The organism is Microbacterium sp. LWO13-1.2 (genome assembly GCF_038397725.1).
Classification (GTDB): domain Bacteria; phylum Actinomycetota; class Actinomycetes; order Actinomycetales; family Microbacteriaceae; genus Microbacterium.
The window spans coordinates 1807134-1833651 of the sequence record NZ_CP151634.1 but is presented as its reverse complement, the minus strand read 5'-3'; the positions used below and the strand labels follow the sequence as shown (position 1 = coordinate 1833651).

Sequence of the window (26518 nt, the reverse complement as noted above, 5' to 3'; positions counted from 1 at the left end):
AAAAGAGGAGGTCAGGGGAAATTCGCGCTTGTCGAGCCACGCTCGATGAACTCGGGCTCGAGCATCTGACGGACGTCGGTCGGTCTCACTCCCTCGAGGAGATCGAACGCGATACGCGCGCTACGACGACCCAGCTCGAAACCGGGGAGGCGCACGGTCGTCAGCGGCGGGTCGAGATGGTCAACGAGCGGCGCATCGTTGTAGCCGACTACTGAGATGTCCTCGGGACACCGCAATCTGGCGGCTCTAATCGCATCGATCGCGCCGATTGCCATCAGGTCGTTGTGCGCGAAGACCGCAGTGGGTCGCCTGTCAGGCGGCTGACGCAGAAGCATCTCCGCCTGACGTCGCCCCTCCTCGACGGTGCTCTCCGGCGCATGGGCACCTGTCGACACATCGGAGGCTTCGGGGTGCTCGCGCATCGCCGCGCCGAACCCCCGCGCGCGCTCGACGAAGGAGGATATCTGGAACGTACCTGGTATCTGGGCGATGCGCCGGTGCCCCAGAGCCAGGAGGTGTTCTACCGCCACCCGGGCACCCACGAAGTCGTCCGGCAATACCTCGAGGTGACGTCGCTCGGCACCGGCGAGCCCGGACGAACCGAATCCTCGTACCGCCAGCACCACCGGAACCCGGCGCTCGAGATCCGAGACGAAATCCTCGTCATCGACCTGCGCGGCACTCAGGATGATGCAATCCACCTGATTGCGCAGAAGTCGGATCACGACGCTACGCAGGATCGCCGGGTCATCGTGGGTTTCGGCCACAAGTGGCGTATAGGTGCCGGTGCGGGCTTCGTGCTCGATCCCTCGCAGCAAGGAAACCACGAAGGAGTTGGCCAAGTCGGCTACCACGACGCCGATCGTGCCCGTTCTCCCCCGGCGCAGACTTTGCGCGACCGCGTTCGTACGATAGCCGAGCCCCTCTGCCACGGCGTGCACCCGCGCCTTGGTCGCCTCGCTCACGAGGTGGGATTGGTCATCACTCAGAGCTCGTGACGCCGTCGCGACATGGACGCCCGCCTCGCGCGCGACATCTTTCAGGTTGGGAACTCGGGATTCGGCCATATTCGCACTGTAATGCCCGTTCATTCGCCCGAGGCGCACTCGGTCCGTGCTCCTCGCAGCGCGTACCGATCCCGCGAAGTCTCGGGCCGCGCTGTCGGTACCCTCATCCTGGTCCATGGTCTCGCGAGAGATACTCCGCCACTCAGTACGGGTTGGCGACCATGAGTTCGTCGGCGGGATACTTCGTGAGAATGATCGGACCGTCTTCCGTCACGACGACCTCCTCCTCGATGCGCGCAGCCGAATAGCCGTCACTCGCCGGGCAGTATGTCTCGACCGCGAACACCATGCCGGTCTTGATCTCGACTGGTTCGCGGTAGCTGTTCAGCCGTGAGATCACCGGCCGCTCGTGAAGTCCGAGCCCGAGTCCGTGGCAGAACTGCAGACCGAAGGCCGAGAGCTCGTCATCGAACCCCAGAGACTCCGCGGTGGGGAACAACGACGCGATCTCGTCTGAGCCCACCCCGGGCTTGATGGCTGCGATCGCGTTGTCCATCCACTCCCGCGCCTGCGAGTATGCACTCTTCTGGGGACCTGTCGCACGACCCACACTGAACGTGCGGTAATAGCACGTGCGATACCCGTTGAACGAGTGGATGATGTCGAAGAACGCCTGATCGCCCGGACGGATGATCCGGTCGGTGAAGTTGTGCGGATGCGGGTTGCAACGCTCTCCGGAGATCGCGTTGATCGCCTCCACCTGATCGGAGCCGTACTCGTAGAGCTTCTTCGCCGCCAAAGCGACGATGTCGCTCTCGCGCACACCGGGCTTCAGCGCTTCGACGATGTCGGTATAGACACCGTCGACCATCGCCGCTGCCTGGTTCAACAGCATGATCTCGTCGGCGCTCTTGATCTCGCGGGCATCGAGCATGTGCTGCTGGGCGTCGACCACTGTGAGGCCCTGGCGCTGCATCTCGAAAAGGAACGGTGGCTCGACGATGTCGATCCCGACCGGGCTATTGTGCAGCCCGAGGTCCTTGAGGATGCCCTTGATCTCGGTCACGGCATCGACCATGAGGCCCGCGGTGGGAGCCACCGCGCCCCGGAATCCGAGGAAGCCGGGATGATTGTGGTCCTGCTTCAGCCATGGCGAGTAGAGCTGGTGGTGCTTGACCGCAGAACCGAAGTCCCACAGGTGCGGCTCCCCGCCACGCGTGAGCAGGGCGTACCGGATCATCTTGTCGCCCAGCGCGCCACCGACCCACGACGACGTGGTGTAGCGGATGTTATAGAAGTCGAACAACAGGAAGGCACCGCATTCGCTCGCTTCCAGCGCGGCTTGGGCGCGCTGGAGGCGATAGTCCCGAAGGCGGGAGAAGTCGACCCGCATCTCGTAGTCGACACCCATCTGTCCGGGAGTCAGGAGCGGTCGGGGAGTGTTGGCGGCCTCGGCCATCGGTGGCGATCTCTCTATTGGGACGGTGGTCGTATTCGACGGTACCGCAAATTCAAACGATTGCATTGCGAGCGGAAACCGATCCCCTGGGGAATCGCAACCACTTCCTCCGGATCGTGAGGTGACCATCAGATGGCCGACTTAGCTGACCATCCAGCAGTCACGACACGCAGCATCGCGCTGCCCGGAACGAGAGGAGGAAGAGGCAGCCCGCTCATCAAGAGAGGCTGCCCACCCTGTCCGCTCTTTATCGAACTGCGGCGATGCCGTCGATCTCGATCGTCGCGCCGTTGTAGAGGGAGTGCACACCGATGACGGTGCTCGCGGAAGGCGTGGTCGTCTTGACGATGCCGTTGCGCGTCTCTCGCCAGGTGTGAAGCTTCTCCTGGTCGAGTTCCGTGATGTACACGTTCACGCGAACCAGGTCGTCATACGTGACGCCGGCGGCATGCAGGGCGCGCTCGAACTCGCCGTACGTGAGTTCGATAGCGCGAACGAAGTCGGTGGGCACAGATCCGTCTTCTTCGAACCCAACCTGCCCAGAGATGAAGATGAGCTCACCCGCGGTGACGCGGGTGCTGTCAGAGATGCCGGGAACCACGGGAGCCGGGATGCGGGAGATACGTTCGTTGGTCATATTCATTACTCCTTGTTGAATGCGAATGGTCGGAAGGTTCTCATTCGTCTCGTCCGTAGACGACGCAGAACGGGACGGAAGATGTGGGTAGCGAAGATCGGTCCGAGAGCGTGTGCCACCGGCGGTTGTGATACACGAGAGGAATCGGCTCCTGGTCGACGTCTTCGCCGTGCTGCTTGGACTCGATCGCCTCAACGAGGATCAGGGTCGAGCCGTTGGCATCCACCCGCTGTACGACCCGTCCGCGCAACCAGTGCGCCCCCGGGTAGTAAGGCTCACCGGTGGGGAGCCGGCTCCACTCGACGTCCGGTCCGAACCGGTCGACCCCCCGCTGCGCACCCAGCTTGGCAAGGGCGACCTGGTCTGCAGCGAGCATGTGCACGACGACTGTCTCAGCCTTGAGGATCGTCGGCGTACTCGAAGAGAGGGCCGACGCCGAGAAGACGAGCGTCGGCGGATCGATGGACACCGATGCGACAGAGCTGACGGTCATCGCGACCGGGCCATCGCCAGCGTCGGCGGTGACGATCGCGACGCCGGCCGGGTGCGACCGGAAGGCGAAGCGAAAGTCATCAGCGGAGATGGCGGAATGAGTCTCAGTCATGGTCATTTTCTCACCGTTCACTTGGTTGTTTTCGAAGTCGGTCTCGACCGGGGACTCACACCACAGGCAGGACAAAGCGGGCATCGCCTTCACGGCCCACCATCACCCGCCCGAGAGCCTCGTAGCCACTCGCCGAGAGGGTGTGCCCGTGTCGGGCTGCTGCTGCCTGATCACGCCAGATCCGCTGGAGCACCGACGAGTCGGAGAACCCTGCGGAGCCGTGCGCCGTCACTAGATCACCGATGAGTTGAGTGATCGTGTCGATGACCCAGCCCGCCTTCGCACGCAATGCAATGCGATCGGCGTAAGGCGCATACTCGCCTCGTTCGGCCGTGAGGTAGATCTCGTCAGCGACCTGCTCAGCCAGAGCTTCGGCCGCCGCGAGCTGAACCGCAGCTTTGGCGAGCGTGTACTGAAAGATCGTCGAATCCGCCTGACGGTCATATCCCGTGAAGGCGATGGACTTGGTTCCCGCCGCCGCCACCACGAAGTCCAGTGCTGCGCGGCCCATTCCCAGGTGGGGCCCCACCAAGTTCATGAAGAGCGACGGCACGAACATCGTGCGATACGACGTCTCCTGGTTGCTGCCGATGTACTCACCCTCGATCGCTGCGGTCAGCCGGAAGATGCGGTGACTCGGCACAAGAACATCGTTCGCGAGCTGGGTGACGCTCGCCGTCGACTTCATCCCAGCGACGAACCAGTCGTCCTCAAAGGTGAGGTCCTCTCGAGGGATCAACGCAACACCGGCGTCGATGATCTCACCCGCGACGTTCTTGAGCGGCACGCCGAGAAGCGACCATTCTGCCTCGCGGCTGCCCGTGCCGTACGCCCATCGACCGGTGATGCGGTATCCCCCGTCAACGACGACGGCCTCTGACGTGGTGGCAAGGACGATGGAGACGAGCGCGCCCGCCTTCCCCCGCTCCCCCCAGACATCGCCCTGCGCCTGATCGCTCATGAGGCTCAGCACCCAAGCGCCGGTGTTGTAGATGCCGGCCATCCAGGCGAGGCTGCCGTCGCCGGCACCGATCGCACTCGTCACGGCCTGCACGTCACGAGTGTTGCCGGCGAGCCCGCCAAACTTCTCCGGCGCCGACACGCTGAATGCTCCCGTGGCCCGTACAGCCTCGAAGATGCGTTCCGGAACACGCCGGGAGAGGTCTCCTTCACGTCCGCCTTCTGCGAGCTCGGGGCGAAGCGCCGTGATTCGATCGATGACTTCAGTGATCGATGGTCGAACAAGTGTGTCAAACAAGGGTGTTCCTCCTCGGGACGTCTGAATTTTTGAAGCAAGAGACAAAATGCAAACGATTGCTTGCGCCTTATGCTAGGCCGAGATTGTTGCAGCGATGTTTCAAGGTCGTAAGTTGCCGGATTCGCCTGCGTCGCATGGGAAGAGTGCCGCCGCCTGCAGGCTATGCATCGAAGACCTCCGGATGTCGAACCAGTTCGAGCCGACTGCGACGGATATGTCGGCGGAGGACCTGCTCGGCCTCGTCGGCATCTCGACGACGTAGAGCCGTGACCAGAAGGTGATGGTCGTGATGCACCGCATCATCGCCCTCGCGATAGAAGAGGCGCGTCGCAGTCCTCCGATAGTGCTGCGTGCGATTCCACAGGCGAAAGACCGTCTCGCCGAGAACAGTGGTCTGCACAGCCTGCAGGCTCGAGTGATGGAACTCGCGATCCAGGAGCAGAAAGCGCTCGACATCGGAGGTGCTCGCCATCGCGTTGGCAAGGGAATCCATGTTGTCGATCACCGAGTCCGACAGGAGAGGGACGTTCAACCCGAGAAGCAGCGGTTCCAGACTCTCCCGCATGCGATACATCTCCTCGCAGTCCGAGATCGTGAGCCTCGACACCCAGGCGCCGGTGTTCGCGACGAGCGTGACGAGGCCCTCCGCCTCCAGCATCCGCAACGCCTCGCGCACGGGCAAGCGACTGGCGCCGAGCTGATCGGCGAGCTGGCCTTGACGGATACGCTCGCCCGGTGCGTATTCACCCAAGAGGATGGCATCACGCAGCGTCGCCGCGATGCGAGCGCCGGTCGCACCGTGGATGAGCGTGCTGGTCTCTATCGACATGTCGACCTCATCGCTCGGGGTGCGCCGGGTGCCAGAGCAGGCTGTCGGCTTGCTTCTCGTACGCCTTGCCCTGGGGGAAGCTCACAAGTTCGAACTGCAGACCCCACGGGCTGGTGAAATAGACCCAGCGCTGGCCTTCCGCAGCCTGGGCACTGGATGTCGGAGACCCCATGACCTCGACGCCGTTGTCATTCAGGTAGCGCACGGCCTCGTCGATGTCATCGACGTAGAACGCGATGTGAAACCCGCCGAGGTCGCTGTTGCGGGGATGGGGCGCCTGACCATCGGCCGCCTCATAGAGGAAGACCTCGAAGTTGGCCCCGTTGCCCAGCCGGAAGAAGCGGATCTCACTGATGACAGTGCGCGGATGCACTCCCAGATGCGTGTGCATCCAGTCGCCGTCTGATTTCTTCGATCCGAGGGTGTAGACGCGTTCGCAACCGAGGATGTCGACGAGGAATCGCTCAGCTTCTTCCAGATCCGGGACGGTGAATCCGATGTGGTCGGTCCCGTGGATGCCGGGGATGCCCGGCCGCACGGCGTCAGCCATATGTGGACTCCTCTGTCGCAACCAAATTGGATACACCGTACCCGTATCGGCAGTCTACGACGATATATTCCGATATGCAAACGTTTGTATTGGATCCGATACTCCGCTACCGTCGACTCAGCGGTCTAGGTGATCGCGCGAGAGGAATGGCGAAGATGCCGAAGAAGAAGCGACTCCAGACCGGCGTCGACTGGTTCCAGCTGACCACCACCGACGCGGATTGGAATGCAGCCGATCCCGCACTTCTGGGGACCATGCTGAGTGAACTGCATCTGATCCGCGCGTTCGAGGAGACGGTCCTCGAGATCGCCGGCGAGGGACTCGTCCATGGGCCAGCGCACTCGAGCATCGGGCAGGAAGGTGGAGCAGTCGGCTCAATCGTCGGGCTTCGCTCCACCGACGGCGTCAACGGGTCTCACCGGGGTCACCATCAGTTCCTCGCGAAAGCTCTCACCCACGTCAGCGCCGGAACGATCGATCCCGCCGAGCCGGTGAACGACGACATCCAGACGGTCCTGCAGCGGACCCTGGCGGAGATCCTTGGCCTCGCGCAGGGCTACTGCCGTGGCCGCGGCGGGTCGATGCACCTCCAGTGGTTCGAAGCCGGGGCACTCGGAACCAATGCGATCGTCGGCGGCGGCGCACCGATGGCCACCGGTAACGCCTGGGCGCAGAAGCACTCAGGGACGACGGATCTGTCCATCAACTACTTCGGCGACGGCGCAGCGCAGATCGGCTCGGTGCTGGAGTCGATGAACCTCGCTGCCGCATGGAAGCTGCCGGTCTGCTTCTTCGTGGAGAACAACCTCTACGCGGTGTCGACGCGCGCCGACGAGATCACCGCGGATCCGAGGTTCTCCGTCCGCGGCCAGGGCTTCGGAATCCCCTCCTGGCGTGTGGACGGAATGGACCCGCTCGCGGTGCACCTGGCAACCCTGGAGGCATCAGAGCGGATGCGCTCGGGCGAAGGCCCGACCGTCATCGAGGCAGAGGTGTACCGGTTCTTCCACCAGAACGGCGCCTACCCCGGCAGCGCGTTCGGATACCGCACGAAGGAGGAGGAGGCACTCTGGCTCGCCCGCGATCCCCTGGACCTCGTGGCCCGGCACATGATCCGTCGTGGACTCATCGAGGACGCCGGCGTCTCGGCCCTTCGCGAACGCGTTCAGGCTGCGATGACGGAGGCCGCAGCTCAACTTCTCGAGTCAGATCCGGATCGCCCCGGAAAGCGCCGCATCCGACCGGAGCTGTGGCCGGAGACGAGCTTCGTAAACGTGGGCGTCAGAGGCGACGGTAGCGAGTTGCAGGGTCTCCCCGCGCTCGATGAGTCCGCTCCCCTGCGCCCGGTGAAGTTCATCGAGGCCGTGGCCCAGGTGATGGACCGCCGCATGGAGACGGACCCGCGCATCGTCGTGATGGGCGAAGACGTGCATCGCCTCAACGGAGGCACCAACGGCGCCACCAAGGGGCTGCCGAAGAAGTACGGCGAGGATCGCATCCTCGGCACCCCCATCAGCGAGAACGCCTTCGTCGGTCTCGCCGGTGGCCTCGCCCTGGACGGCCGCTTCCGTCCGGTCGTCGAGTTCATGTACCCGGACTTCATGTGGGTGGCCGCCGACCAGGTTTTCAACCAGATCGGCAAGGCGCGGCACATGTTCGGTGGCGACAACGATGTGCCTCTCGTGCTGCGCACCAAGGTCGCGATGGGATCCGGCTACGGGTCACAGCACCTGATGGACCCCGCGGGCATCTTCGCGACCAGCCCCGGATGGCGAATCGTCGCCCCCTCCAACGCGAGGGACTACATCGGTCTGATGAATGCGGCTCTCGCGCTGCAGGACCCGGTGCTCGTGATCGAGCATGTCGACCTCTATGGCACAGCTGACGAGATCCCGGAGGGCGATCTCGATTACATCATCGAGCCGGGCTCGGCCGCCGTGCTCCGGGAAGGTTCCGACGTCACCGTCCTCACCTACCTGGCAATGGTCGCTCACTCCAAGGAAGCGATCGAGCAGACCGGCATCGATGCCGAACTCATCGACCTGCGCTGGCTCGACCGGGCATCCATCGACTGGGAAACCATCGGCGACAGCATCCGCAAGACGAACGCCGTGCTGATCGTCGAGCAGGGCTCGCAGGGCACGTCCTACGGCGCATGGCTCGCCGACGAGATCCAGCGGCGATTCTTCGACTGGCTCGATCAGCCGGTCGCCCGAGTCACCGGAGAAGAAGCATCGCCCAGCATCTCTCGCGTGTTGGAGCGGGCAGCCATCGCCCGCACGGAAGAAGTGGTCGCGGGCCTGGAAGCAGTCCGCGCCGGATTCGGATCCTGATCATGGTTGAAATCATCCGCATGCCCGAGATCCTCGCTGGCGCCGAAGAAGCGGCTGTCCAGTCTTGGCTCGTCTCCCCGGGCGATACCATCGCACAGAATCAGCCGATCGCCGAGATCGAGACCGACAAGGCGAGCGTCGAGATGCTGTCGGAGGCCGCCGGAGTGGTTGGACGCCTCCTCGTTCCCGAGGGCGACAGCGTGGCGGTGGGCGATCCGATCTTCGTGATGCTCGCCCCCGGCGACAGCGAGAAGGATATCGATGCTGCTCTCGCGGCTATCGGCCTGGGCGAGACGCCATCGGCGCCGCCCGCAGAGGCCACCGATCCAGAGCCGCAACCGTCGAACTCGGCCCAGCCGACGCCCCCGGTCACTGCGATGGAGCAGGCGACCGTCCCCGCCCCGGAGCAGAGCGATGCAGCTGAAGCGCGTCGACTCTTCGCTACCCCCATCGTCCGTCGGCTCGCGGAACAGCACGGCGTGGCGTTGCAAGACGTACAAGGAACCGGTCCCAACGGGCGGATCGTGCGTCGCGACTTCGAGACGCACCTGACCCGGCTGACGACAGCTCCTCCCGTTCCGGTCGCGCCCTCTCCCGCGCCCGCGCAGGAGCCGTCGAGTGCGAGCACTTCGGAGGTCGCGGCTGCCGGCACAGCACCCTACGAGGACATCCCCCTCGATCGCATGCGCAAGGCGATCGCCCGTCGCCTCACCGAGAGCAAGTCGACCGTGCCGCACTTCTATCTTGTGGCCGACTGCCGCGTGGACGAGTTGATGGCCCTGCGTGCGACGGTGAACCAGACGGCGAGTCGCAAGATCTCCGTCAACGACTTCGTGGTGAAGGCCGTCGGCGCAGCTCTCATGGAGGTCTCGCAGGCGAACGCGACGTGGAACGGCGACAGCATCCGTCAGTTCTCCTCCGCAGATGTCTCGGTCGCCGTCGCCACGGAAGGCGGCCTGACCACTCCGGTGCTGCGCGGAATCGAACGCATGTCGCTGACAGAAGTGAGCGCCACCATCGCCGAGATGGCGGAGCGCGCACGCTCAGGGCGGCTCAAGCAGCACGAGCTCGAGGGAGGCAGCTTCTCTGTATCGAACCTCGGCATGTACGGCACGTCGCAGTTCACCGCCATCCTCAACCCGCCGCAGGCGGGAATCCTCGCGGTCGGCGCCGCGCGGGCGGTGCCGGTGATCGACTCGGACGGGGCTCTCTCTACCGGGAAGGTCATGACCGTGACGCTCTCAGCTGACCATCGCGTACTGGACGGGGCGGTCGCGGCCCTGTGGCTCGCCGCCTTCCAACGACGCATCGAGAACCCTCTCACCATCCTGATCTGACCTGACCTGACCTGACGAAAGAAAGCAACCATGGCAATCATGCGAAGTGTCAACCCCACCACCGGGGAGGAACTGGCGACGTTCGAGCAGGATAGCGACACTGTCGTCGAACAGAAGCTGGCCGCCGCCAACACCGCTGTACCGCAGCTCAAGGCGGCAGGGTGGGCTCGCCGAGCCGAGCTCATGAACGCCGCCGCGGACCTCCTGGAGGCTGACCTCGAAGTGGTCGCGGCGATGATCACGGACGAGATGGGCAAGCCCATCGCACAGTCGCGTGGTGAGGTGGCGAAGTCCGTCTACGCGATGCGATATTACGCCGAGAACGCCGAAGGTTTCCTCAGCGGGCGCACTCTCGACGACCCCTCCGCGGTCGGCGCGAGCCAAGCTGGCACGCGCTTCGACCCGCTCGGCGTCGTCCTCGCCGTCATGCCGTGGAACTACCCCATCTGGCAGGTCATCCGTTTCGCGGCACCGGCCTTGATGGCCGGGAACGCGGGCATCCTGAAGCACGCCTCGAACGTGCCTCAGGCGGCGGTCTACCTCGGCAGTCTCTTCACGCGTGCGGGCTTTCCTCAAGGCTCCTTCTCGACCCTTCTCATCGGCGCTGGACGGGTCGAGAGCGTCATCCGGGATCCGCGCGTATCCGCCGTCACGCTGACCGGTTCTGAGCCAGCCGGGAGGTCGGTCGCGTCGATCGCCGGCGACGTGCTGAAGAAAGTCGTGCTCGAGCTCGGCGGCTCAGACCCGTTCATCGTGATGCCCTCTGCCGACCTCGAGGCGGCCGCGGAAATGGCTGTGAAGGCCCGCACCAGCAACAATGGTCAGGCCTGCATCAACGCGAAGCGCTTCATCGTGCACACCGATGCCTACGCCGTGTTCTCCGAGAAGTTCGCCGCGAAGATGGCGCAGTTGCAGATCGGCGATCCGCAGGACGAGAGCACCGACATCGGACCCCTGGCGACTTCGTCGGGCCGCAACGACATCGTCGAGCTGGTCGATGATGCACGAGAGAAGGGCGCGGACATCATCGTGGGCGGCTCTTTCGACGACAGCGCCGACGGATGGTTCTACCCGCCTACCGTGATCGCGGGGATCACTCCGGAGATGCGCCTGTTCGAGGAAGAGGCCTTCGGACCTGTCGCAAGCCTGTACGAAGCCGCGTCGCTCGAAGACGCTCTGAACATTGCCAACGGTCTCGACTTCGGCCTGGGCTCGGCGTTCTGGAGCTCGGATGAAGCGGAGATCGGACACGCGATCAAGACGATCGAGTCCGGCGCCGTCTTCATCAACGGCATGACCATCTCCTATCCCGAGCTGCCCTTCGGAGGCATCAAGCGCTCCGGGTACGGCCGCGAGCTCTCGGCGGAGGGCATCCGGGAGTTCTGCAACCTCAAGACGGTGTGGGTCGCTTGACCCACCAAGACGCGTAGCGGAACTCACCCGAGAGCGCGCGACGTATGCAGAACGGCCCCGTGGAGAGGTCCACGGGGCCGTTCTGCATGCCCGGGCGCAGCGCCTCAGCGACAGGAGAAGGGGCCCTCGGCGCGGTGGGACGTCTCCGTCGCCGCTCCGAGGGCCCCTTTTCGTCCAACGATCAGAAGGGCTGAACGTTGTCCTCGATACCGAAGAGGAACTTGCCGTAGACCTCGGCGCCGATCTCCGGGTGCACCAGAGCGTGACGGCTCGCGGTCTCGCTGTTGCGCCAGAAACGCTGCAGCGGATTGATCTCGGCGAAGCTGAAGGCTCCGGCGATGCTGAGGCAGCGGTTGATCGACTTGCGCACGAGCGCTGCCGCCTGGCCGTTGTCCATACGAGTCCTGGCACGCTCTTCCACCGTCATCGGGCGACGGTCACGGGCGGCGGAGTCGATGATCGCAACACTGCGCGTGACGAGCAGGTACGCCTGGTCTGCCTCGGACTGCGCCTTGGCCAGCTCGATCTGGTGCACCACCGAGTTCTTCGCGTGCTGGTACACCGAGTACGTGATCGGCTTCTCACCGACGCCACGGGCGATCTCGATGGCACCGCGCGCCATTCCGATCTGCGCAGCGCTCAGCACGATCTCCGCGACAGGCACGAAGGAGGCATTGTAGTTGTCCTCCTCGGCCCAGACCCGGGGGTACTGCTCGGTCGCGAAGTTCCCGATCGGCTCGATGCGGTGGTCAGGGATGAAGATGTCCTCGACGAAGACGGTGTTCGAACCCGTTCCGCGCATACCGGCCACGTACCAGGTGTCCCTGATGTTCGAGTCCGACTTCGGGATCAGCACGAGCGAGTTCACGGGGAGACCGTTCTCATCCTCGCCCGTGCGCACCGGCACGATGGACCAGTCCGCGTGCAGCGACCCGGTGGAGTAGCCCCACTCGCCCGTGAGGCGGATGCCGCCCTCGACGCGCTCGAACTTCTTGGTGGAATTCGCCTGCATGAAGGGACCACCCGGCGAGAGCACGGCGGCGACGGATGCGCGGGGGTTGGAGCCGAAGACGTCTTCCTGAGCCTGCTCGGAGAACAGGGTGGCGAACCACGTGGACGAGTTCAGCAGCGCTGAAACCCAACCGGTGGCACCGTCAGCCTGGCCGACGGCCGCAACGGTATCGATGAAGGTGCGGAAGTTGCCGCCGAGGCCGCCCCAGCGCTTCGGGATCGAGATGTGCAGAAGACCTGCGTCCCGCATCGCCGTGATGACCTCTTCCGAGACACGACGGTTCTCCTCACCCTGCTGGGCGTACTCGCGGATCAGAGGCTGCAGTGCCTGTGCTTTCGCGATGATCTCGTAGTCGGGGCCGGGCGCGCCGAAAAAGGCGTCCATGGCCGGTGCTTCTTGAACTGAACTGCTCACTGTCGCTCTCCTTCGATGACGCCGGCCTGGAGCCTGCGTGTGATTGCAATCGTTTGCTTCTATCGATGATGGTATACGCCCGATGGCTACTTTTGTGTTTCGGTTTTGAAAACTTCCGCCCTGCGAAGGCTGAGCGCGAACCGGACCTGGCTATCGGGTCGCAGTGAAGTCGATGTCCACCAAGGCTGCGAGGAAGTCACTCAGCTCCGCCGCCATGTCGACCGCCTCGGGATTCAACAGCCATTGCACCTGCAACCCGTCCATCATCGCGAGGGTAGCCACGGCGGCGCTTCGCGGCGCGACTCCCGGTCGCGTGCGATTCTGCCGCTCCAGATCTTCGAACGCCTTGCGCAGGTTGGTGCGGGCTTCTTCATAACGAGCAATGAAGTAGTCCCGCGCGGGGTGCCCGGGTTGCGTGGCCTCCGCGGACAGGACGCAGTACAACTCGACAACGCCGGGCGCGGAGGCGTTACGAGCCGCCGTGGTGACCAGCCCGCGCAGAGTCACGTCTCCATCGCCCTCGGCCATGCGCACCCATTCCAGGCTGTGCTGATCGCGGCGATCCAACACAGCCGCCAGCAGCGCAGGCTTGGTCGGGAAGTGGTGCAGCAGCCCCGCCTCACTCATTCCGACCCGCTCAGCCACATCGCGGAGCGATCCCGCACGATACCCCACTTGGGCGAACACTTCGAGCGCAGCATCGAGAATCGCTACCCGCTTCGCTCCTGTCTTCGCATACTCCCCGCGGGGCTTCCGCTTGCGCGAATCCGTCATGATCTCCCTCGTACACTCCGGGGTCGACGGATACGCCGGCCCCCTCCATTCTGCAACCCCCACGCGGAGCCCGTTTCGTACAGTGATACTAAATTTTGCAAAAACCTAGTGAACATTCATTTTAGGTGCTAGCTTACGCATACAGCGATCCGACGAGGCATCGCCCCTACCAAGAGGACACAGCAAATGATGCGATGGAAGAAGGTCGTCTCCGCAGCGGCCATCGCTGTCACCGCGACGCTCGCGATCGCGGGTTGCGCGGCCGGCGCGAATGAAGACACCGCCAGCGAGACCCTGATTCTCGGCGCCAGCGCCGCTCCTGTCACGTTCGACCCGTCCGGCACGGAGTGGGGAAACCGGTCGCCGTTCTATCAGGCCGTTTTCGACACTCTGCTGCTCGCGACCCCGGAGGGGACCATTGAGCCCTGGCTCGCGACGAAATGGTCGTACAACGAGGACAACACGATCCTCACGCTCACCCTCCGTGATGACGTGACCTTCACAGACGGCACGAAGCTCACCGGTGATGTCGTCGCCACGAACCTCCTTCGCTACAAGGAAGGCACTTCTCCGAACGCGGGGAGCTTCGCCGGTGTGGCGAGTGTCGAGGCTCCTGACGACACCACAGTCGTCATCACCCTCAGCGCGCCCGACCCTGCACTTCTCAGCTATCTGACCCGCGATGCCGGCCTCGTCGGCGCCGCGGATTCGCTCGAGAGCGCCGACGTCGCGACGACGCCGGTCGGCTCCGGCCCGTACATTCTCGACACGGACGCAACTGTCACGGGAACCTCGTACTCCTACACCAAGAATCCGGACTACTGGAACCCGTCAGTCCAGCACTACGACAAGGTCGTCATCAACGTTCTGAGCGACGCCACCGCCGCACTGAACGCGATCAAGGCGGGCGAGGCGAACGGAGTCAAGCTCTCCAGTAACGACGTTGTCTCCGAAGTCGAAGCCGCCGGCTGGACCGTCAGCTCCGCCGAGATCGATTTCCAGGGACTGTTGCTCCTCGACCGAGCCGGGCAGATGAACCCCGCCCTGGGCGACGTGAAGGTGCGTCAGGCGATCAACTACGCGTTCGATCGCAAGGGTCTGCTCAGCGCGCTCCAGTCGGATCGTGGCACCGTGACCACCCAGGTCTTCCCCGCCGGCTCGAAGGCGTTCGATCCGGAGTTGGACGACTACTACACGTACGACCCGGAGAAGGCGAAGAAGCTTCTTGCCGAAGCCGGCTACCCGGACGGTCTCACGCTCGCGATGCCAACGCTCTCGGTGTTCGGAACGACGACCTACGCCCTGATCGCCCAGCAGCTCGCGGATGTAGGGATCACGGTCGAGCCGACGGACGTACCAGTCGGCAACTTCTTCGCCGATCTGCTGGCGCCGAAGTACCCTGCCTCCTTCATGGCACTCGAGCAGAACCCGGACTGGCAGCTGGTTCAGTTCATGATCGCTCCGACCGCGTCGTTCAACCCGTTCAAGTCGCAGGACCCGCAGGTCGACGAGTACCTGAAGCAGATCCAGTACGGCGACGAGGCGACCCAGGCCGCAGTCGCGAAGGAGCTCAACACCTACATCGTGGAGCAGGCCTGGTTCGCCCCGTTCTACCGCGTGCAGGGAAGCTTCGCGACGGACGCCAACACGGCCGTCACGATGCTCCCGACGAACACCTACCCGGCGCTTTACGACTTCCGGCCGAAGAAGTAGTCGCCCTCCGGTCCGCCCGAGAGATCGGGCGGACCGGCATCCATCTTCGAGGTCCCTCTACACAGGAGTGGAGCCATGCTCACTTTCATTCTGCGGCGGTCAGTTTCGGGTGTGATCCTGATCGTCGCGATCACGGTCATCGCCTTCACACTGCTGTATCTCGGCAGCGGCAACATCGCCCGCTCGATCCTCGGCCAGAACGCCACCAATGAGGTGGTCGCGCAGAAGACCGCGGAACTCGGGCTCGACAGACCACTCCCCGCTCAGTTCTGGGACTGGCTTAGTTCCGCCGCAACCGGCGATCTCGGTCGCTCCTGGTTCACCGGCCAGCTCGTGTCGGTCCAGCTCTCCAGCCGACTCTCGGTGACGCTGTCGATCGTCATCGGATCCATCATCCTCACCGCGATCTTCTCGGTGGTCCTCGGCATCGTCGCCGCTCGCCGCGACGGAGCGGTGGACGGCGCCATCCAGTTCCTCTCGATCCTCGGCTTCGCGATCCCCGGCTTCCTCATCGCCCTGTTCCTGGTGCTGCTGTTCGCCATCAATCTGCAGTGGTTCAAAGCGACCGGGTACATCCCCATCACTCAGTCCTTCACGGGGTGGCTCAGCAGCGTGACACTGCCCATCATCGCCCTCGCGATCGGCGGGGTGGCGACCATCGCTCAGCAGGTGCGCGGTTCCATCATCGATGGACTCTCCCGCGACTATGTGCGCACGCTGCGCAGCAGGGGCCTCAGCTCGAATCGCGTGGTGTACAAGCACGTGCTGCGCAATGCCGGGGGGCCCGCGCTCTCACTTCTCGCCGTGCAGTTCGTCGGCATGATCGGTGGCGCGGTCATCGTCGAGCAGATCTTCGCCCTCCCCGGAATCGGCTCGCTCACGGTGCAGGCGACGGCACAGGGCGACATCCCGGTCGTGATGGGGATCGTCGTCGTCACCGCGATCATCGCGGTGGTCGTCAACCTTCTCATCGACCTAGCGCAGGCTGCGCTCAACCCGAAGGTGCGACTGTCATGACCACCATCGAAGTCTCTCCAACCACCGCGACAGCGGGTACGGACCGCCTGCTGAGGAAGCTGCTGCGCAACCCGGTGGCTCTGATCTCGCTGATCCTCCTCGCTCTCGTCGTGGTGATCGCTCTCATCGGGCCGCTCCTCGCGCCGTACTCCCCCAACCCCGCTGACCTTCAGTCGATCCTGAAACCGCCGAGCACCGAGCACCTGCTCGGGACCGACAGCGCCGGGCGCGATGTGCTGTCGCGGATGCTCGTCGCGACGCAGATCAGCGTCGCTGCCGCACTCCTCGCTGTCCTCACCGCTCTGGTGCTCGGCGTCACGTCCGGGCTGATCGCCGGGTACTACCAGGGCTGGTTCGACAACCTGGCGTCGTGGGCGACCTCACTGGTGATGGCGCTGCCGGCCATGGTGATTCTGCTCGCGGCGCGCGCAGCGATCGGGCCTTCCGTCTGGATCTCGATGATCATCTTCGGCGTCGTGCTGTCACCCGCATACTTCCGACTGGTCTACACGATGGTGACTGCCGTCAGATCAGAACTCTATGTCGATGCCGCACGGGTGTCGGGACTGAGCGATCTGCGAATCATCGGCCGCCACGTCCTGTCGGTCGTCCGGGCACCGATCATCATCCAGACCGCTGTGGTCGCGATCATCGCGATCGGGATCCAGTCCGGACTCGAGTTCCTCGGGCTCGGCGATGCCTCGGTCCCCACCTGGGGAGGGATGCTGCAGGACGCCTTCACGAAGATGTACGTCGGTCCCCTGCTCATGCTGTGGCCATCACTCGCGATCGGGCTGACGAGCATCGCGTCGATGCTGCTCGCGAATGCGATCCGTGACGTGATCGAACGCACCGTCGTGGTGCGCCGCAAGCGTCGTCGCGCGGTGACCAGCCGCACCGGTTCTGTCGCCGCAGTCACGACGAACACCGACCTCGCCGACCTGGGCGACGAGGTCGACATCGTCACCCGCGATGGTGAGCCGATCGTTCATGACGAAGACGCGCGGACCGCCGCCCGATCTTCGGAGCCGCTCCTGCGCATCACGGACCTCCGTGTTGGCTACCAGCAGCCGGATGGCACCTCGACCGAGGTGGTGCACGGCGTCTCCCTCGACGTCCGCAAGGGAGAGGTGCATGGACTGATCGGCGAGTCCGGCTCCGGGAAGTCGCAGACCGCGTTCGCGGTCCTCGGCCTGCTCCCCAAAGGCGGCAGCATCACGGCGGGATCGATCGACTACGAAGGGACGCGCCTGGAGAACGGGGATGACGGCGTCTACGCCGGCATCCGCGGTCGTCGCATCGGCTATATCCCGCAGGAGCCGATGAGCAACCTCGACCAGTCGTTCACGATCGGCAGCCAGCTGACGGAACCGCTGCGGATGTCCCTCGGGATGAGCAGGAAAGAGGCCAGGGACAAGGCGCTCTCGCTGCTCGAACGAGTCGGCATCCCGAACCCGGTGCGCACCTTCCAGGCCTACCCTTTCGAGATCTCGGGCGGTATGGCGCAGCGGGTGCTCATCGCGGGAGCGGTTTCGACCGATCCCGACCTGATCATCGCCGACGAGCCGACGACCGCGCTCGACGTCACGGTGCAGGCCGAAGTACTCGACCTGCTGCGCGATCTGCAGGCTGAGCGCGAACTGGCGATCCTCCTGGTCACACACAACTTCGGTGTCGTCGCCGACCTGTGCGACCGCGTCACGGTCATGCAGAGCGGTATGTTCATCGAGACAGGCCCGGTGCGCGCGATCCTGCAGCGCCCCGAGCACCCGTACACGAAGTCGTTGCTCGCGTCGATCCTCGACGAGGGCCCCGCCCGTCCGCCGTTGGCCACCACCGGCGGCCGCGCATCTCAGGGAGGCATCGCGTGAGCGAGTCGCTGCTGACCGTCGACGACCTCGTCGTCGAGTACCCGGGCAAGGGGTTCCGGGCAAAACCCTTCCAGGCGCTGAAGGGCGTCTCGATCGACATCAAACCCGCCGAAACGGTCGGTCTGGTCGGCGAGTCCGGCTCAGGGAAGACCACGCTCGGCCGCGCCGTGCTAGGACTCGCTCCCGTCACCGGCGGGAAGATCACTTACGACTCTCGGGACATCAGCCAGCTCCGCCGGGCTGAACGGCGAGCGCTCAGCTCTGAGATCCAAGTCGTCTTCCAAGACCCGTATTCGTCGCTGAATCCCTCGCTGACGATCGAGCAGATCCTCGCCGAGCCGCTCCAGGCTCGAGGCGTCGACGCGAACACCGCCAAGACTCGCGTCCGCGACCTGCTGGATCATGTCGGGCTCCCGTCGGGCGCGCGCAGCCGCCTGCCGCGGGAATTCTCCGGCGGGCAACGTCAACGCATCGCGATCGCGCGAGCGCTCGCGCTCGCGCCGAAGCTCATCGTGTGCGACGAGCCCGTCTCGGCGCTGGACCTGTCGACCCAAGCGCGCGTGCTGGACCTGTTCATCGAGATCCAGGAGCGCACCGGCGTCTCCTACCTCTTCATCACGCACGACCTCGCCGTCGTCCGCCACATCAGTCACAGGGTGGCGGTGATGTATCACGGCGAGATCGTCGAGACCGGCGACGGCGACCAGGTCACGGCTCGTCCCGCCCACCCATACACACAGCGACTGTTCATGGCGTCACCGGTGCCCGACCCCGATAAGCAGGAAGCCCGACGGCTCGAACGACGCGCACTGCTGAACACGGACGACGCCCCCGCGTGATCTCGCTTCCCGGTGGGCACACGCCGTGAGCACGTGCCCATCGGGAGTCCAATCGATCTCCCCCGCACGACGAAGGACCCTTCTTTGACTTCCCCCACCGATCATCTCCTGCCCCTGCTAGCGAAGCTCACCCTCGAAGAGAAGGCTGCGCTCATCCAGGGTGCCGACTTCTGGACGACGGTTCCCCTCCCCTCGATCGGGCTGCGCGCGATGACGCTGTCTGACGGGCCCGCAGGTGTCCGTGGGCCCCGCTGGGATGAGCGCGATCCCTCCCTCAACCTGCCCTCCGGATCTGCACTCGCGGCATCGTGGGATGTCGATCTCGCGTACCGATATGGAGCTGCCGCGGCATCCGAGGCACGACGCAAGGGTGTCGACGTCGTGCTCGGCCCGACCATCAATCTGCAGCGCACACCCCTCGGAGGTCGCAACTTCGAGTGTTTCAGCGAAGATCCCGAGCTCACCGCCGCGCTTGCGGCGACCTACGTCGCCGGGCTGCAGGACAACGGCGTCGGAGCCTGCCCGAAGCACTACGTCGCGAACGACTCGGAGACCGACAGGTTCACGGTAGACATCAGGGTCGACGAGCGTCCGCTGCGCGAGGTCTACCTGGCGCCGTTCGAGAGGGCGGTCGAAGCCGGTGCCTGGAGCATCATGAGCGCGTACAACTCTGTCGATGGGGTGACGATGACCGAGAACGACCTGCTCGACAGTCCCCTCAATGACGAGTGGGGCTTCGATGGAGTGGTCATCAGCGATTGGACCGCTGTGCGTAGCCTTGACGCGATCCCAGCCGCACAGGACCTCGCGATGCCGGGACCCGCCCCCGCGTACGACGACCTCCTCGGCGCGATTCGCGACGGTATCGTGCAGGAGTCGGACCTCGATCGCAAGGTTCTGCGTCTACTGCTGTTGGCCGAACGGGTCGGGGCTCTCGGAGACGCGTCTGCGGCGGTCCCTGCTCCCCTCGACGGAATCGCATTTGCGCGCACTGCCGCAATCCAGGGAAGCGTCCTGCTCGCAAACGACGGCACTCTCCCCCTCGACGCAGCGGCGCTCTCGCGAATCGCGCTGATCGGCCACAATGCCCGCGAGGCCCGCACCCAGGGCGGCGGCTCGGCGACGGTGCTTCCTGCACATGTCGTCTCGCCTCTGGAAGGTCTTCGCGAGGCGTTGCCGCACGTGCAGATCGACTACGAGATCGGAGCCGTCGTGCAGGAGGGCGTGTCCCGCTTCCCCCTGGAGACGATCACGAATCCGATCACCGGCGAACCCGGCGCCCGTGTCACGTTCTTCGATGCCGACGGCGAGGAACTCTGCCACGAGGACCGACGCTCGACGGAGTTGATCTGGTTCGGCGGAGACAGCGCACTGGCCGGGGCCGGGACGCTCGAGATCCGTGCGGCCTACACACCCCAGGCATCGGGAACGATTCTGCTCGGATTCTCGGGCTCCAACCCGGGCAAGATCTTCGTGGATGGGGAGCTCGCTCTCCAGGACGCTCCGGTGGCCCGAGGCAACGATCTGGGTGCGGCGATCACGTCACCGGCGTCCGCGACGGTGACGGTGCCGGTCACCGTCGGGATCCCGGTGGATGTGCGGGCCGAGTTCTCTCTCGCCACCGCCGGCACGCTCGCCGGCTCGCTCAGCGTGACGGTGGGGATCGCCCCGGATGACTCCGACCCCGACGGCCTCATCGCTCGTGCGGTGGCCGCCGCAACCGGTGCGGATGTCGCGATCGTGGTCGTCGGCACGAATTCCCGGGTGGAATCCGAGGGGCACGACCGGGAGAACCTTGCTCTTCCCGGCCGCCAGGACGACCTGGTGCGCGCGGTGGCGGCTGTGAATCCACGAACGATCGTGATCGTGAACGCGGGTTCTCCTGTCGCGCTTCCGTGGGCCGGCGAGGTCTCGGCGGTTCTTCACGGATACTTCGGCGGTGAGCAGTTCGGTAGCGCCATCGCGAGCATGATGATCGGCACATCGGAGCCGGGCGGCCGCCTCCCGACGACGTGGCCCGCCGCGCTCTCGGACGCACCGACCACGAATGTGGTTCCCGAGAACGGCAGACTGACCTACGGCGAGGGCATTCACATCGGCTACCGCTCCTGGTTGACCTCTGAGGCGGAGCCGGCGTTCCCCTTCGGACACGGTCTCGGATACACGACCTGGAGTTGGGGGGCGGCGTCCCGCGTCGATGACACGCTCGAGGTGATCCTCGCGAACACAGGCTTACGAGCTGGCAAACAGGTTGTTCAGGTGTATGCAGAGCGCCCCGACTCCACCATCGAGCGTCCCGCCCGATGGCTGGTGGGGTTCGCTGTCGTGCACGCGGCGGCAGGAGAGACCGTCACCGCCACCATCCCGATCGACTCGCGTCGGCTCGCGCACTGGACTGCGCACGGCTGGGGCCTCGAGGAAGGGCATTTCACCCTTCGCGCCGGTGCGTCAGTCCATGATCTCCCCCTTGCCTGTGACTGGGAGCCGCAGCCCGCGATCGGGTGAGTTCTACCAGTCGGACGGAGATCAGCTCCCGTTTGCGGAGACGGGGAGGGTCCGGGGCCGCCACGACTCGCGACGGCCCTCGAACTGCGCGATCTTGTCTTCGTTGCGCAGCGTGAGCCCGATGTCGTCGAGCCCTTCGAGGAGCCGCCAGCGTGTGTGGTCATCCACACCGATGCGGATCTCGTTCTGCCCGATTCGTGCGGTGCGTGCGCTCAGATCGACCGTGATCTCCATCGCGGGCGACAGGCCGATCTCGGCCCAGATGCGCTCGAGATCTTCTTCCGAGATCGTGGCGGCGAGGAGGCCCTGCTTACCGGCGTTGCCGCGGAAGATGTCGCCGAATCGCGGGCTGAGCACCACCTTGAAACCGAAGTCTCGCAATGCCCACACCGCGTGCTCGCGACTCGACCCGGTGCCGAAATCGGGGCCGGCGACCAGGACCGAGGAGCGGCTATAGGCCATGTCGTTAAGCACGAAGTCGGGGTTCTTTCGCCACTCATGGAACAGCGCGTCTTCGAAGCCGGTCTTGGTCACGCGCTTGAGGAAGACCGCGGGGATGATCTGATCGGTGTCGACATTGGAGCGCTTCAGCGGCGCTGCGATGCCGGTATGGGTCGTGAACTTCTCCATGATCAGGCCTCCTCTCCGATGGCGACGAGCAGATCGCCGGGGCTCGACAGCGTGCCGCGGATGGCGGTGGCCGCGGCGACGAGCGGGGACACCAGGTGGGTCCGTCCGCCTTCGCCCTGGCGTCCTTCGAAGTTGCGGTTGGAGGTGGACGCACAACGCTCACCTGGTGCGAGCTGGTCGGGGTTCATCCCCAGGCACATCGAGCAGCCGGCGAACCGCCACTCCGCCCCGAAGTCCGTGATGATCTTGTCCAGACCCTCCGCCTCGGCTTCCAGGCGCACACGCGCGGAACCGGGCACGACCATCACACGGACGCCGTCGGCCTTCTTCTTCCCCTCGATGATCGACGCGAACGCCCTCAGATCCTCGATGCGGCTGTTCGTGCAGGAGCCCATGAACACGGCGTCGACGGGAACCTCCTTAAGGGGCGTACCAGGGGTGAGGCCCATGTACTCCAGCGCCCGCTCTGCCGCGGCACGCTCGTTCGGGTCGACGATGTCGGCGGGGTTCGGTACCGACGACGACAGGGAGCTTCCTTGACCCGGGTTCGTGCCCCAGGTCACGAACGGTTCGAGCTGATCGGCGTCGATGAACACCTCGGCGTCGAACACCGCGCCCTCGTCCGTCGGAAGCGTCCGCCAATAGGCGACCGCATCCGTCCAGTCCTGCCCCTTGGGGGCATGCTGACGACCCTCCAGGTACGCGAAGGTCGTCTCGTCCGGCGCGACCATGCCCGCTCGCGCTCCGGCCTCGATCGACATGTTGCAGATCGTCATCCGGCCCTCCATGGAGAGCGCACGGATCGCACCGCCGCGGTACTCGAGCGCGTAGCCCTGTCCCCCACCGGTGCCGATCTTCGCGATGACGGCCAAGATGATGTCCTTGGCGGTCACGCCCGGACGCAACGTCCCCTCGACATTGATCGCCATGGTCTTGAACGGCTTCAACGACAGCGTTTGCGTGGCCATCACATGCTCGATCTCGCTGGTGCCGATACCGAAGGCCATGGCGCCGAAGGCACCATGGGTTGAGGTATGAGAATCACCGCACACGACCGTCACCCCCGGCATCGTCAAGCCCAGCTGCGGACCCATCACGTGCACGATGCCCTGCTCTGCATCACCCAACGAGTGCAGACGCACTCCGAACTCGGGAGCGTTGCGTCGCAGCGTCTCGATCTGCGTCCGACTGGTCAGGTCCGCGATCGGCTTGTCGATGTCCCACGTCGGGGTGTTGTGGTCCTCGGTGGCGATCGTCAGATCTGGACGACGCAGCGGACGCCCTTCTTTTCGCAAGCCGTCGAACGCCTGCGGGCTGGTGACCTCGTGGACCAGGTGGAGGTCGATGTAGATGAGGTCCGGCTCGCCGTTCTCGCCCTTCACGACGAGGTGGTCGTCCCAGACCTTCTCGGCGAGAGTGCGAGGGTGCGACGGGCGTGCGTCATCACGCATTTCCCCGTCCCCAGATCGTGTTGAGGTGCGACTGCGAGTCGCGTTCGTTCTTCAGCGGACCTCCGACGGCGATGTAGCGTGGACCCGCGATGAGCAGCTCTTCGGCCGGGAACTTCGTGATGACTTCGCAACCGGTCGCCGTGACGACCACTTCTTCTTCGATCCGCGCGGCTCCCCACCCATCAGCGGACGGCCAGTAGGTCTCGAGCGCAAAGACCATGCCCTCTTTGAGCTCTTCCGGGTGGTCGAAGGATGTGAGGCGCGAGAAGATCGGCTTCTCCCAGATCGACAGTCCGACGCCGTGGCCGTACTGCAGAGCGAACGCCGCTTCCTCGTCGGCGAAACCGAACTCCTGAGCGGTGGGCCACACTGCGCAGATGTCGGCCGTCGTCGCCCCCGGCTTCACCAGCGCGATCGCTCGGTCCATGTATTCCCGCGCGCGCGTGTACGCATCCTTCTGCTGTCTCGAGGCCGACCCTACGGCGAAAGTGCGGTAGTAGCAGGTGCGATAGCCATTCCAACTGTGCAGGATGTCGAAGAACGCAGGGTCGCCCGGGCGGATGAGACGATCGCTGAACACGTGAGGGTGCGGCGAGCATCGCTCACCGGAGATCGCGTTCACGCCTTCGACGTACTCGGAGCCGAGGTCGTACAGAGTCTTGGCGACGAGGCCCACGGCCTCGTTCTCGCGCACCCCCGGCCTCAGAAAGCGATAGAGATCCTCATAGGCTGCGTCCACCATCGAGGCTGCCTGAGTGAGCAGTCGGATCTCGTCGTGCGTCTTGATGCGCCGTGCCTCCATGAAGACCTGCTGGCCGTCGACGACTGTGATGCCCTCCTTCTGCAACGCGAAGAGGATGGGAAGCTCGATGACATCGACGCCGAGGGGCTCGTGGGCCACGCCGAACTTCTCGAGCTCGCGCTTGATCTTGCGAGCGACCTCTTGCGCGATGCCCGCATCGGGAGGGAATGCACCGCGGAGCGTGGAGATACCGGCGCGAGCACCGGACTCCAAGCGGGGCCTCTTGGTTCCCTCGTGAGGAGCATGCGGATCCGCGTCCATCTCCGACGACGTCACATCGAGCCACGGGTTGTAGAGCGCATGGTGCTTTGCCGCCGATCCGAAATCCCAGGCGATCGGATCGGTGTTGCGGGTGAGGAGGCTGAACCGGATCAGCTTGTCCATCGCCCAGGTTCCGATGTGAGTCGACGTCATGTAGCGGATGTTCGAGAAGTCGAACGCCAGTATGGCGCCGAGATCCGACGCAGCCAGCTCGTTCTTCAGTTTCCCGAGACGCTCGTCCCGCAGCCGATCGAAATCGACGCGCGCCTCCCAATCGACGCCGTTAGTCCCGGCTGTCCCCGTGCTCTTCATCGAAATTCCCCCTACCTGGACGCGAAACACGCCGCAAATCTAGTTAAGTAAAGTTAGACAGCCGGCGGGGTCAGGTCAGACGATCGGGAGGACGAAACGTGCGTCGTCCTCCCGTCCGAAGATCACCTTGCCGAACGCCTCGTAGCCGCTGGCACCGAGAGTGTGCCCATGGCGCGACGCCGTGGCCTGGTCTCGCCAGATCCGCTGGAGCGGCGACACATCGGCGAAGCCCCCCGAGCCGTGCGCAGTCATCAGGTCGTGGATCATGTTGGTGATCGTCTCGACCACCCACGCGGCCTTCGCGCGCATCTCGATGCGCTCGGCATAGGGCGCGTAGCACCCGGTCTCGGTCGCCTCATAGATCTCGTCGGCGACCTGCGCAGCGACGAGCTCAGCGGCGGCGAGGTCGACAGTCGCCTTCGCGATCGCCGTCTGGAACAGAACGGAGTCCGCCTGCTTCGCATAGCCCGTGTAGGCGATCGGTTTGGTCTCGGCCTTGGCGATCACCAGGTCGAGAGCCGCACGCCCCATTCCGAGGTGCGGCCCGACGAGCTTCATGAACAGCGACGGCACGAAGACCGTTTTGTACGTGGACTCCGGGTTGTCACCGAGATATCTGCCCTCGACGGCCGCGGTCAACGGAAAGACTCGATGCGCAGGCACGAACACGTCTTCGGCGATCTGCATCACGCTCGCTGTCGACTTCATCCCCGCGACGAACCAGTTGTCTTCGTATGTGAGGTCAGCGGTCGGGATGAGCGCGAGGCCGGCGTCGACAACCTCGCCGGCAGCGTTCTTCAGAGGAATTCCGAGCAGCGACCACGTCGCGTGCATGCTGCCGGTACCGTAACCCCACTTGCCGGTGACCCGATACCCGCCGTCGACCGGCTCTGCCTCGGAAGTCGTGGCGAGCACGATCGAGATGAACGAGTCGAGGCCAGAGCCCCAGACGTCCCGCTGTGCACGCTCGTCCATCAGGCCAAGAACCCAAGCGCCGGAATCGAGAATGCCGTCCACCCAGGCCAGGCTGCCGTCGCCGCGGCCGATAGCCCGGGCCACCGCGTGAGCCTCGCGAGTGTTGGCGGCCAGACCGCCGAACTTGGTCGGCGCCGAGATGCTGAAAGCACCGGTTGCAGCGACCGCGTCGAAAACCTCGGGCGAGATGCGCCGGGTCAGATCGGCTTCACGTCCACCCGCGATGAGTTGAGGCCGCAACTGGTCGATCTTCTCGATGATCGCTGCGATCTCGGGCCGAATTGCTGTCGTTGCCATGGAACTCTCCTTGTGGCGTCGCGGTCGGCTGTTCCGGCCGGGGCTTATGCGTTCACCAAGGATGACCGAAGGGGCCAAGACTGTCAAGTGTCACTGCACACTATTTGTGTTGGCACGCGGACAGGTCGCCGCGGACAGGCCATTCGGCATGGCAGATGAGCATGTTGAAGCGCGCAGGGGCAACGGTCGAAGCGAAGAGGCTGGGCGAACGATCAGGG

Annotated in this window: 21 protein-coding genes; 8 read left to right on the top strand and 13 right to left on the bottom strand. The window is 64.8% G+C overall.

Annotated features, from left to right (window positions below; translation table 11 throughout):
- Positions 1-11: 11 nt before the first annotated feature.
- The 7 genes from MRBLWO13_RS08540 to MRBLWO13_RS08510 form a co-directional block, all read right to left on the bottom strand.
- Positions 12-1067, bottom strand: coding sequence for a LacI family DNA-binding transcriptional regulator (locus MRBLWO13_RS08540; protein ID WP_341977937.1), 1056 nt, complete (start codon positions 1065-1067; stop codon positions 12-14).
- A gap of 142 nt (positions 1068-1209) precedes the next feature.
- Positions 1210-2466 carry a Xaa-Pro peptidase family protein gene (locus MRBLWO13_RS08535; protein ID WP_341977935.1) on the bottom strand — a complete coding sequence of 419 codons (1257 nt, stop codon included), beginning with the start codon at positions 2464-2466 and terminating at the stop codon, positions 1210-1212.
- Positions 2467-2713: 247 nt separating this feature from the next.
- Positions 2714-3103 carry a RidA family protein gene (locus tag MRBLWO13_RS08530; protein ID WP_341977933.1) on the bottom strand — a complete coding sequence of 130 codons (390 nt, stop codon included), beginning with the start codon at positions 3101-3103 and terminating at the stop codon, positions 2714-2716.
- A 40-nt stretch (positions 3104-3143) separates the two neighbouring features.
- Entirely contained in the window at positions 3144-3707 is a 564-nt protein-coding gene (locus MRBLWO13_RS08525; protein ID WP_341977930.1) for a flavin reductase family protein, read from the bottom strand.
- 55 nt (positions 3708-3762) lie between these two features.
- Positions 3763-4965 (bottom strand): acyl-CoA dehydrogenase family protein, encoded by a 1203-nt coding sequence (locus MRBLWO13_RS08520; RefSeq protein WP_341977928.1) that lies wholly within the window; start codon positions 4963-4965, stop codon positions 3763-3765.
- Positions 4966-5125: 160 nt separating this feature from the next.
- Positions 5126-5794, bottom strand: coding sequence for a GntR family transcriptional regulator (locus MRBLWO13_RS08515; protein WP_341977926.1), 669 nt, complete (start codon positions 5792-5794; stop codon positions 5126-5128).
- A gap of 7 nt (positions 5795-5801) precedes the next feature.
- A complete protein-coding gene (locus tag MRBLWO13_RS08510; protein WP_341977924.1) occupies positions 5802-6344 on the bottom strand; it encodes a VOC family protein in 543 nt (180 codons plus the stop codon).
- 155 nt (positions 6345-6499) lie between these two features.
- Here MRBLWO13_RS08510 and MRBLWO13_RS08505 point away from each other — a divergent pair, with 155 nt between their 5' ends.
- The 3 genes from MRBLWO13_RS08505 to MRBLWO13_RS08495 are packed head-to-tail and all read left to right on the top strand — an operon-like array spanning position 6500 to position 11427.
- Positions 6500-8677 carry a thiamine pyrophosphate-dependent enzyme gene (locus MRBLWO13_RS08505; RefSeq protein ID WP_341977922.1) on the top strand — a complete coding sequence of 726 codons (2178 nt, stop codon included), beginning with the start codon at positions 6500-6502 and terminating at the stop codon, positions 8675-8677.
- A gap of 2 nt (positions 8678-8679) precedes the next feature.
- Positions 8680-10014 (top strand): dihydrolipoamide acetyltransferase family protein, encoded by a 1335-nt coding sequence (locus tag MRBLWO13_RS08500; protein ID WP_341977920.1) that lies wholly within the window; start codon positions 8680-8682, stop codon positions 10012-10014.
- A 30-nt stretch (positions 10015-10044) separates the two neighbouring features.
- Complete coding sequence (locus MRBLWO13_RS08495; protein WP_341977918.1) at positions 10045-11427, top strand: aldehyde dehydrogenase family protein; 1383 nt, start codon at positions 10045-10047, stop codon at positions 11425-11427.
- A gap of 181 nt (positions 11428-11608) precedes the next feature.
- Here MRBLWO13_RS08495 and MRBLWO13_RS08490 read toward each other — a convergent pair whose 3' ends face one another.
- Together MRBLWO13_RS08490 and MRBLWO13_RS08485 are read right to left on the bottom strand one after the other, a co-directional pair.
- Positions 11609-12823, bottom strand: coding sequence for an acyl-CoA dehydrogenase family protein (locus tag MRBLWO13_RS08490; protein WP_341977916.1), 1215 nt, complete (start codon positions 12821-12823; stop codon positions 11609-11611).
- A 180-nt stretch (positions 12824-13003) separates the two neighbouring features.
- Positions 13004-13627, bottom strand: a complete 624-nt coding sequence (locus MRBLWO13_RS08485; RefSeq protein WP_341977914.1) for a TetR/AcrR family transcriptional regulator — start codon at positions 13625-13627, stop codon at positions 13004-13006.
- A gap of 186 nt (positions 13628-13813) precedes the next feature.
- Between MRBLWO13_RS08485 and MRBLWO13_RS08480 the strand changes: the two genes are divergently transcribed.
- The 5 genes from MRBLWO13_RS08480 to MRBLWO13_RS08460 all read left to right on the top strand — a co-directional run bounded on the left by MRBLWO13_RS08480 (position 13814) and on the right by MRBLWO13_RS08460 (position 21572).
- Positions 13814-15340, top strand: coding sequence for an ABC transporter substrate-binding protein (locus tag MRBLWO13_RS08480; protein WP_341977912.1), 1527 nt, complete (start codon positions 13814-13816; stop codon positions 15338-15340).
- A 75-nt stretch (positions 15341-15415) separates the two neighbouring features.
- Positions 15416-16357, top strand: coding sequence for an ABC transporter permease (locus tag MRBLWO13_RS08475; protein ID WP_341977910.1), 942 nt, complete (start codon positions 15416-15418; stop codon positions 16355-16357).
- Positions 16354-18228: a dipeptide/oligopeptide/nickel ABC transporter permease/ATP-binding protein gene (locus MRBLWO13_RS08470; RefSeq protein ID WP_341977908.1), complete on the top strand. Its 1875-nt coding sequence runs from the start codon at positions 16354-16356 to the stop codon at positions 18226-18228. Before MRBLWO13_RS08475 ends, MRBLWO13_RS08470 begins: the two co-directional genes overlap by 4 nt.
- Positions 18225-19067, top strand: coding sequence for an ATP-binding cassette domain-containing protein (locus MRBLWO13_RS08465; protein ID WP_341977906.1), 843 nt, complete (start codon positions 18225-18227; stop codon positions 19065-19067). The genes MRBLWO13_RS08470 and MRBLWO13_RS08465 overlap by 4 nt, the downstream gene beginning before the upstream one ends.
- Positions 19068-19151: 84 nt before the next feature.
- Positions 19152-21572: a glycoside hydrolase family 3 C-terminal domain-containing protein gene (locus MRBLWO13_RS08460; RefSeq protein WP_341977904.1), complete on the top strand. Its 2421-nt coding sequence runs from the start codon at positions 19152-19154 to the stop codon at positions 21570-21572.
- A 21-nt stretch (positions 21573-21593) separates the two neighbouring features.
- Here the strand turns inward: MRBLWO13_RS08460 and leuD are convergent, their stop codons facing one another.
- From leuD to MRBLWO13_RS08440, 4 genes are read right to left on the bottom strand one after another with little or no spacing between them, the layout of a single operon-like run.
- Entirely contained in the window at positions 21594-22202 is a 609-nt protein-coding gene (gene leuD / locus MRBLWO13_RS08455; protein ID WP_341977902.1) for a 3-isopropylmalate dehydratase small subunit, read from the bottom strand.
- A 2-nt stretch (positions 22203-22204) separates the two neighbouring features.
- Positions 22205-23653 carry a 3-isopropylmalate dehydratase large subunit gene (gene leuC, locus MRBLWO13_RS08450; protein ID WP_341977900.1) on the bottom strand — a complete coding sequence of 483 codons (1449 nt, stop codon included), beginning with the start codon at positions 23651-23653 and terminating at the stop codon, positions 22205-22207.
- The gene (locus MRBLWO13_RS08445; protein ID WP_341977898.1) at positions 23646-25058 is read right to left on the bottom strand and encodes a Xaa-Pro peptidase family protein; all 1413 of its coding nucleotides are present in this window, start codon (positions 25056-25058) and stop codon (positions 23646-23648) included. Before MRBLWO13_RS08445 ends, leuC begins: the two co-directional genes overlap by 8 nt.
- 45 nt (positions 25059-25103) lie before the next feature.
- Positions 25104-26300 (bottom strand): acyl-CoA dehydrogenase family protein, encoded by a 1197-nt coding sequence (locus MRBLWO13_RS08440; protein WP_341977896.1) that lies wholly within the window; start codon positions 26298-26300, stop codon positions 25104-25106.
- Positions 26301-26518: the final 218 nt, after the last annotated feature.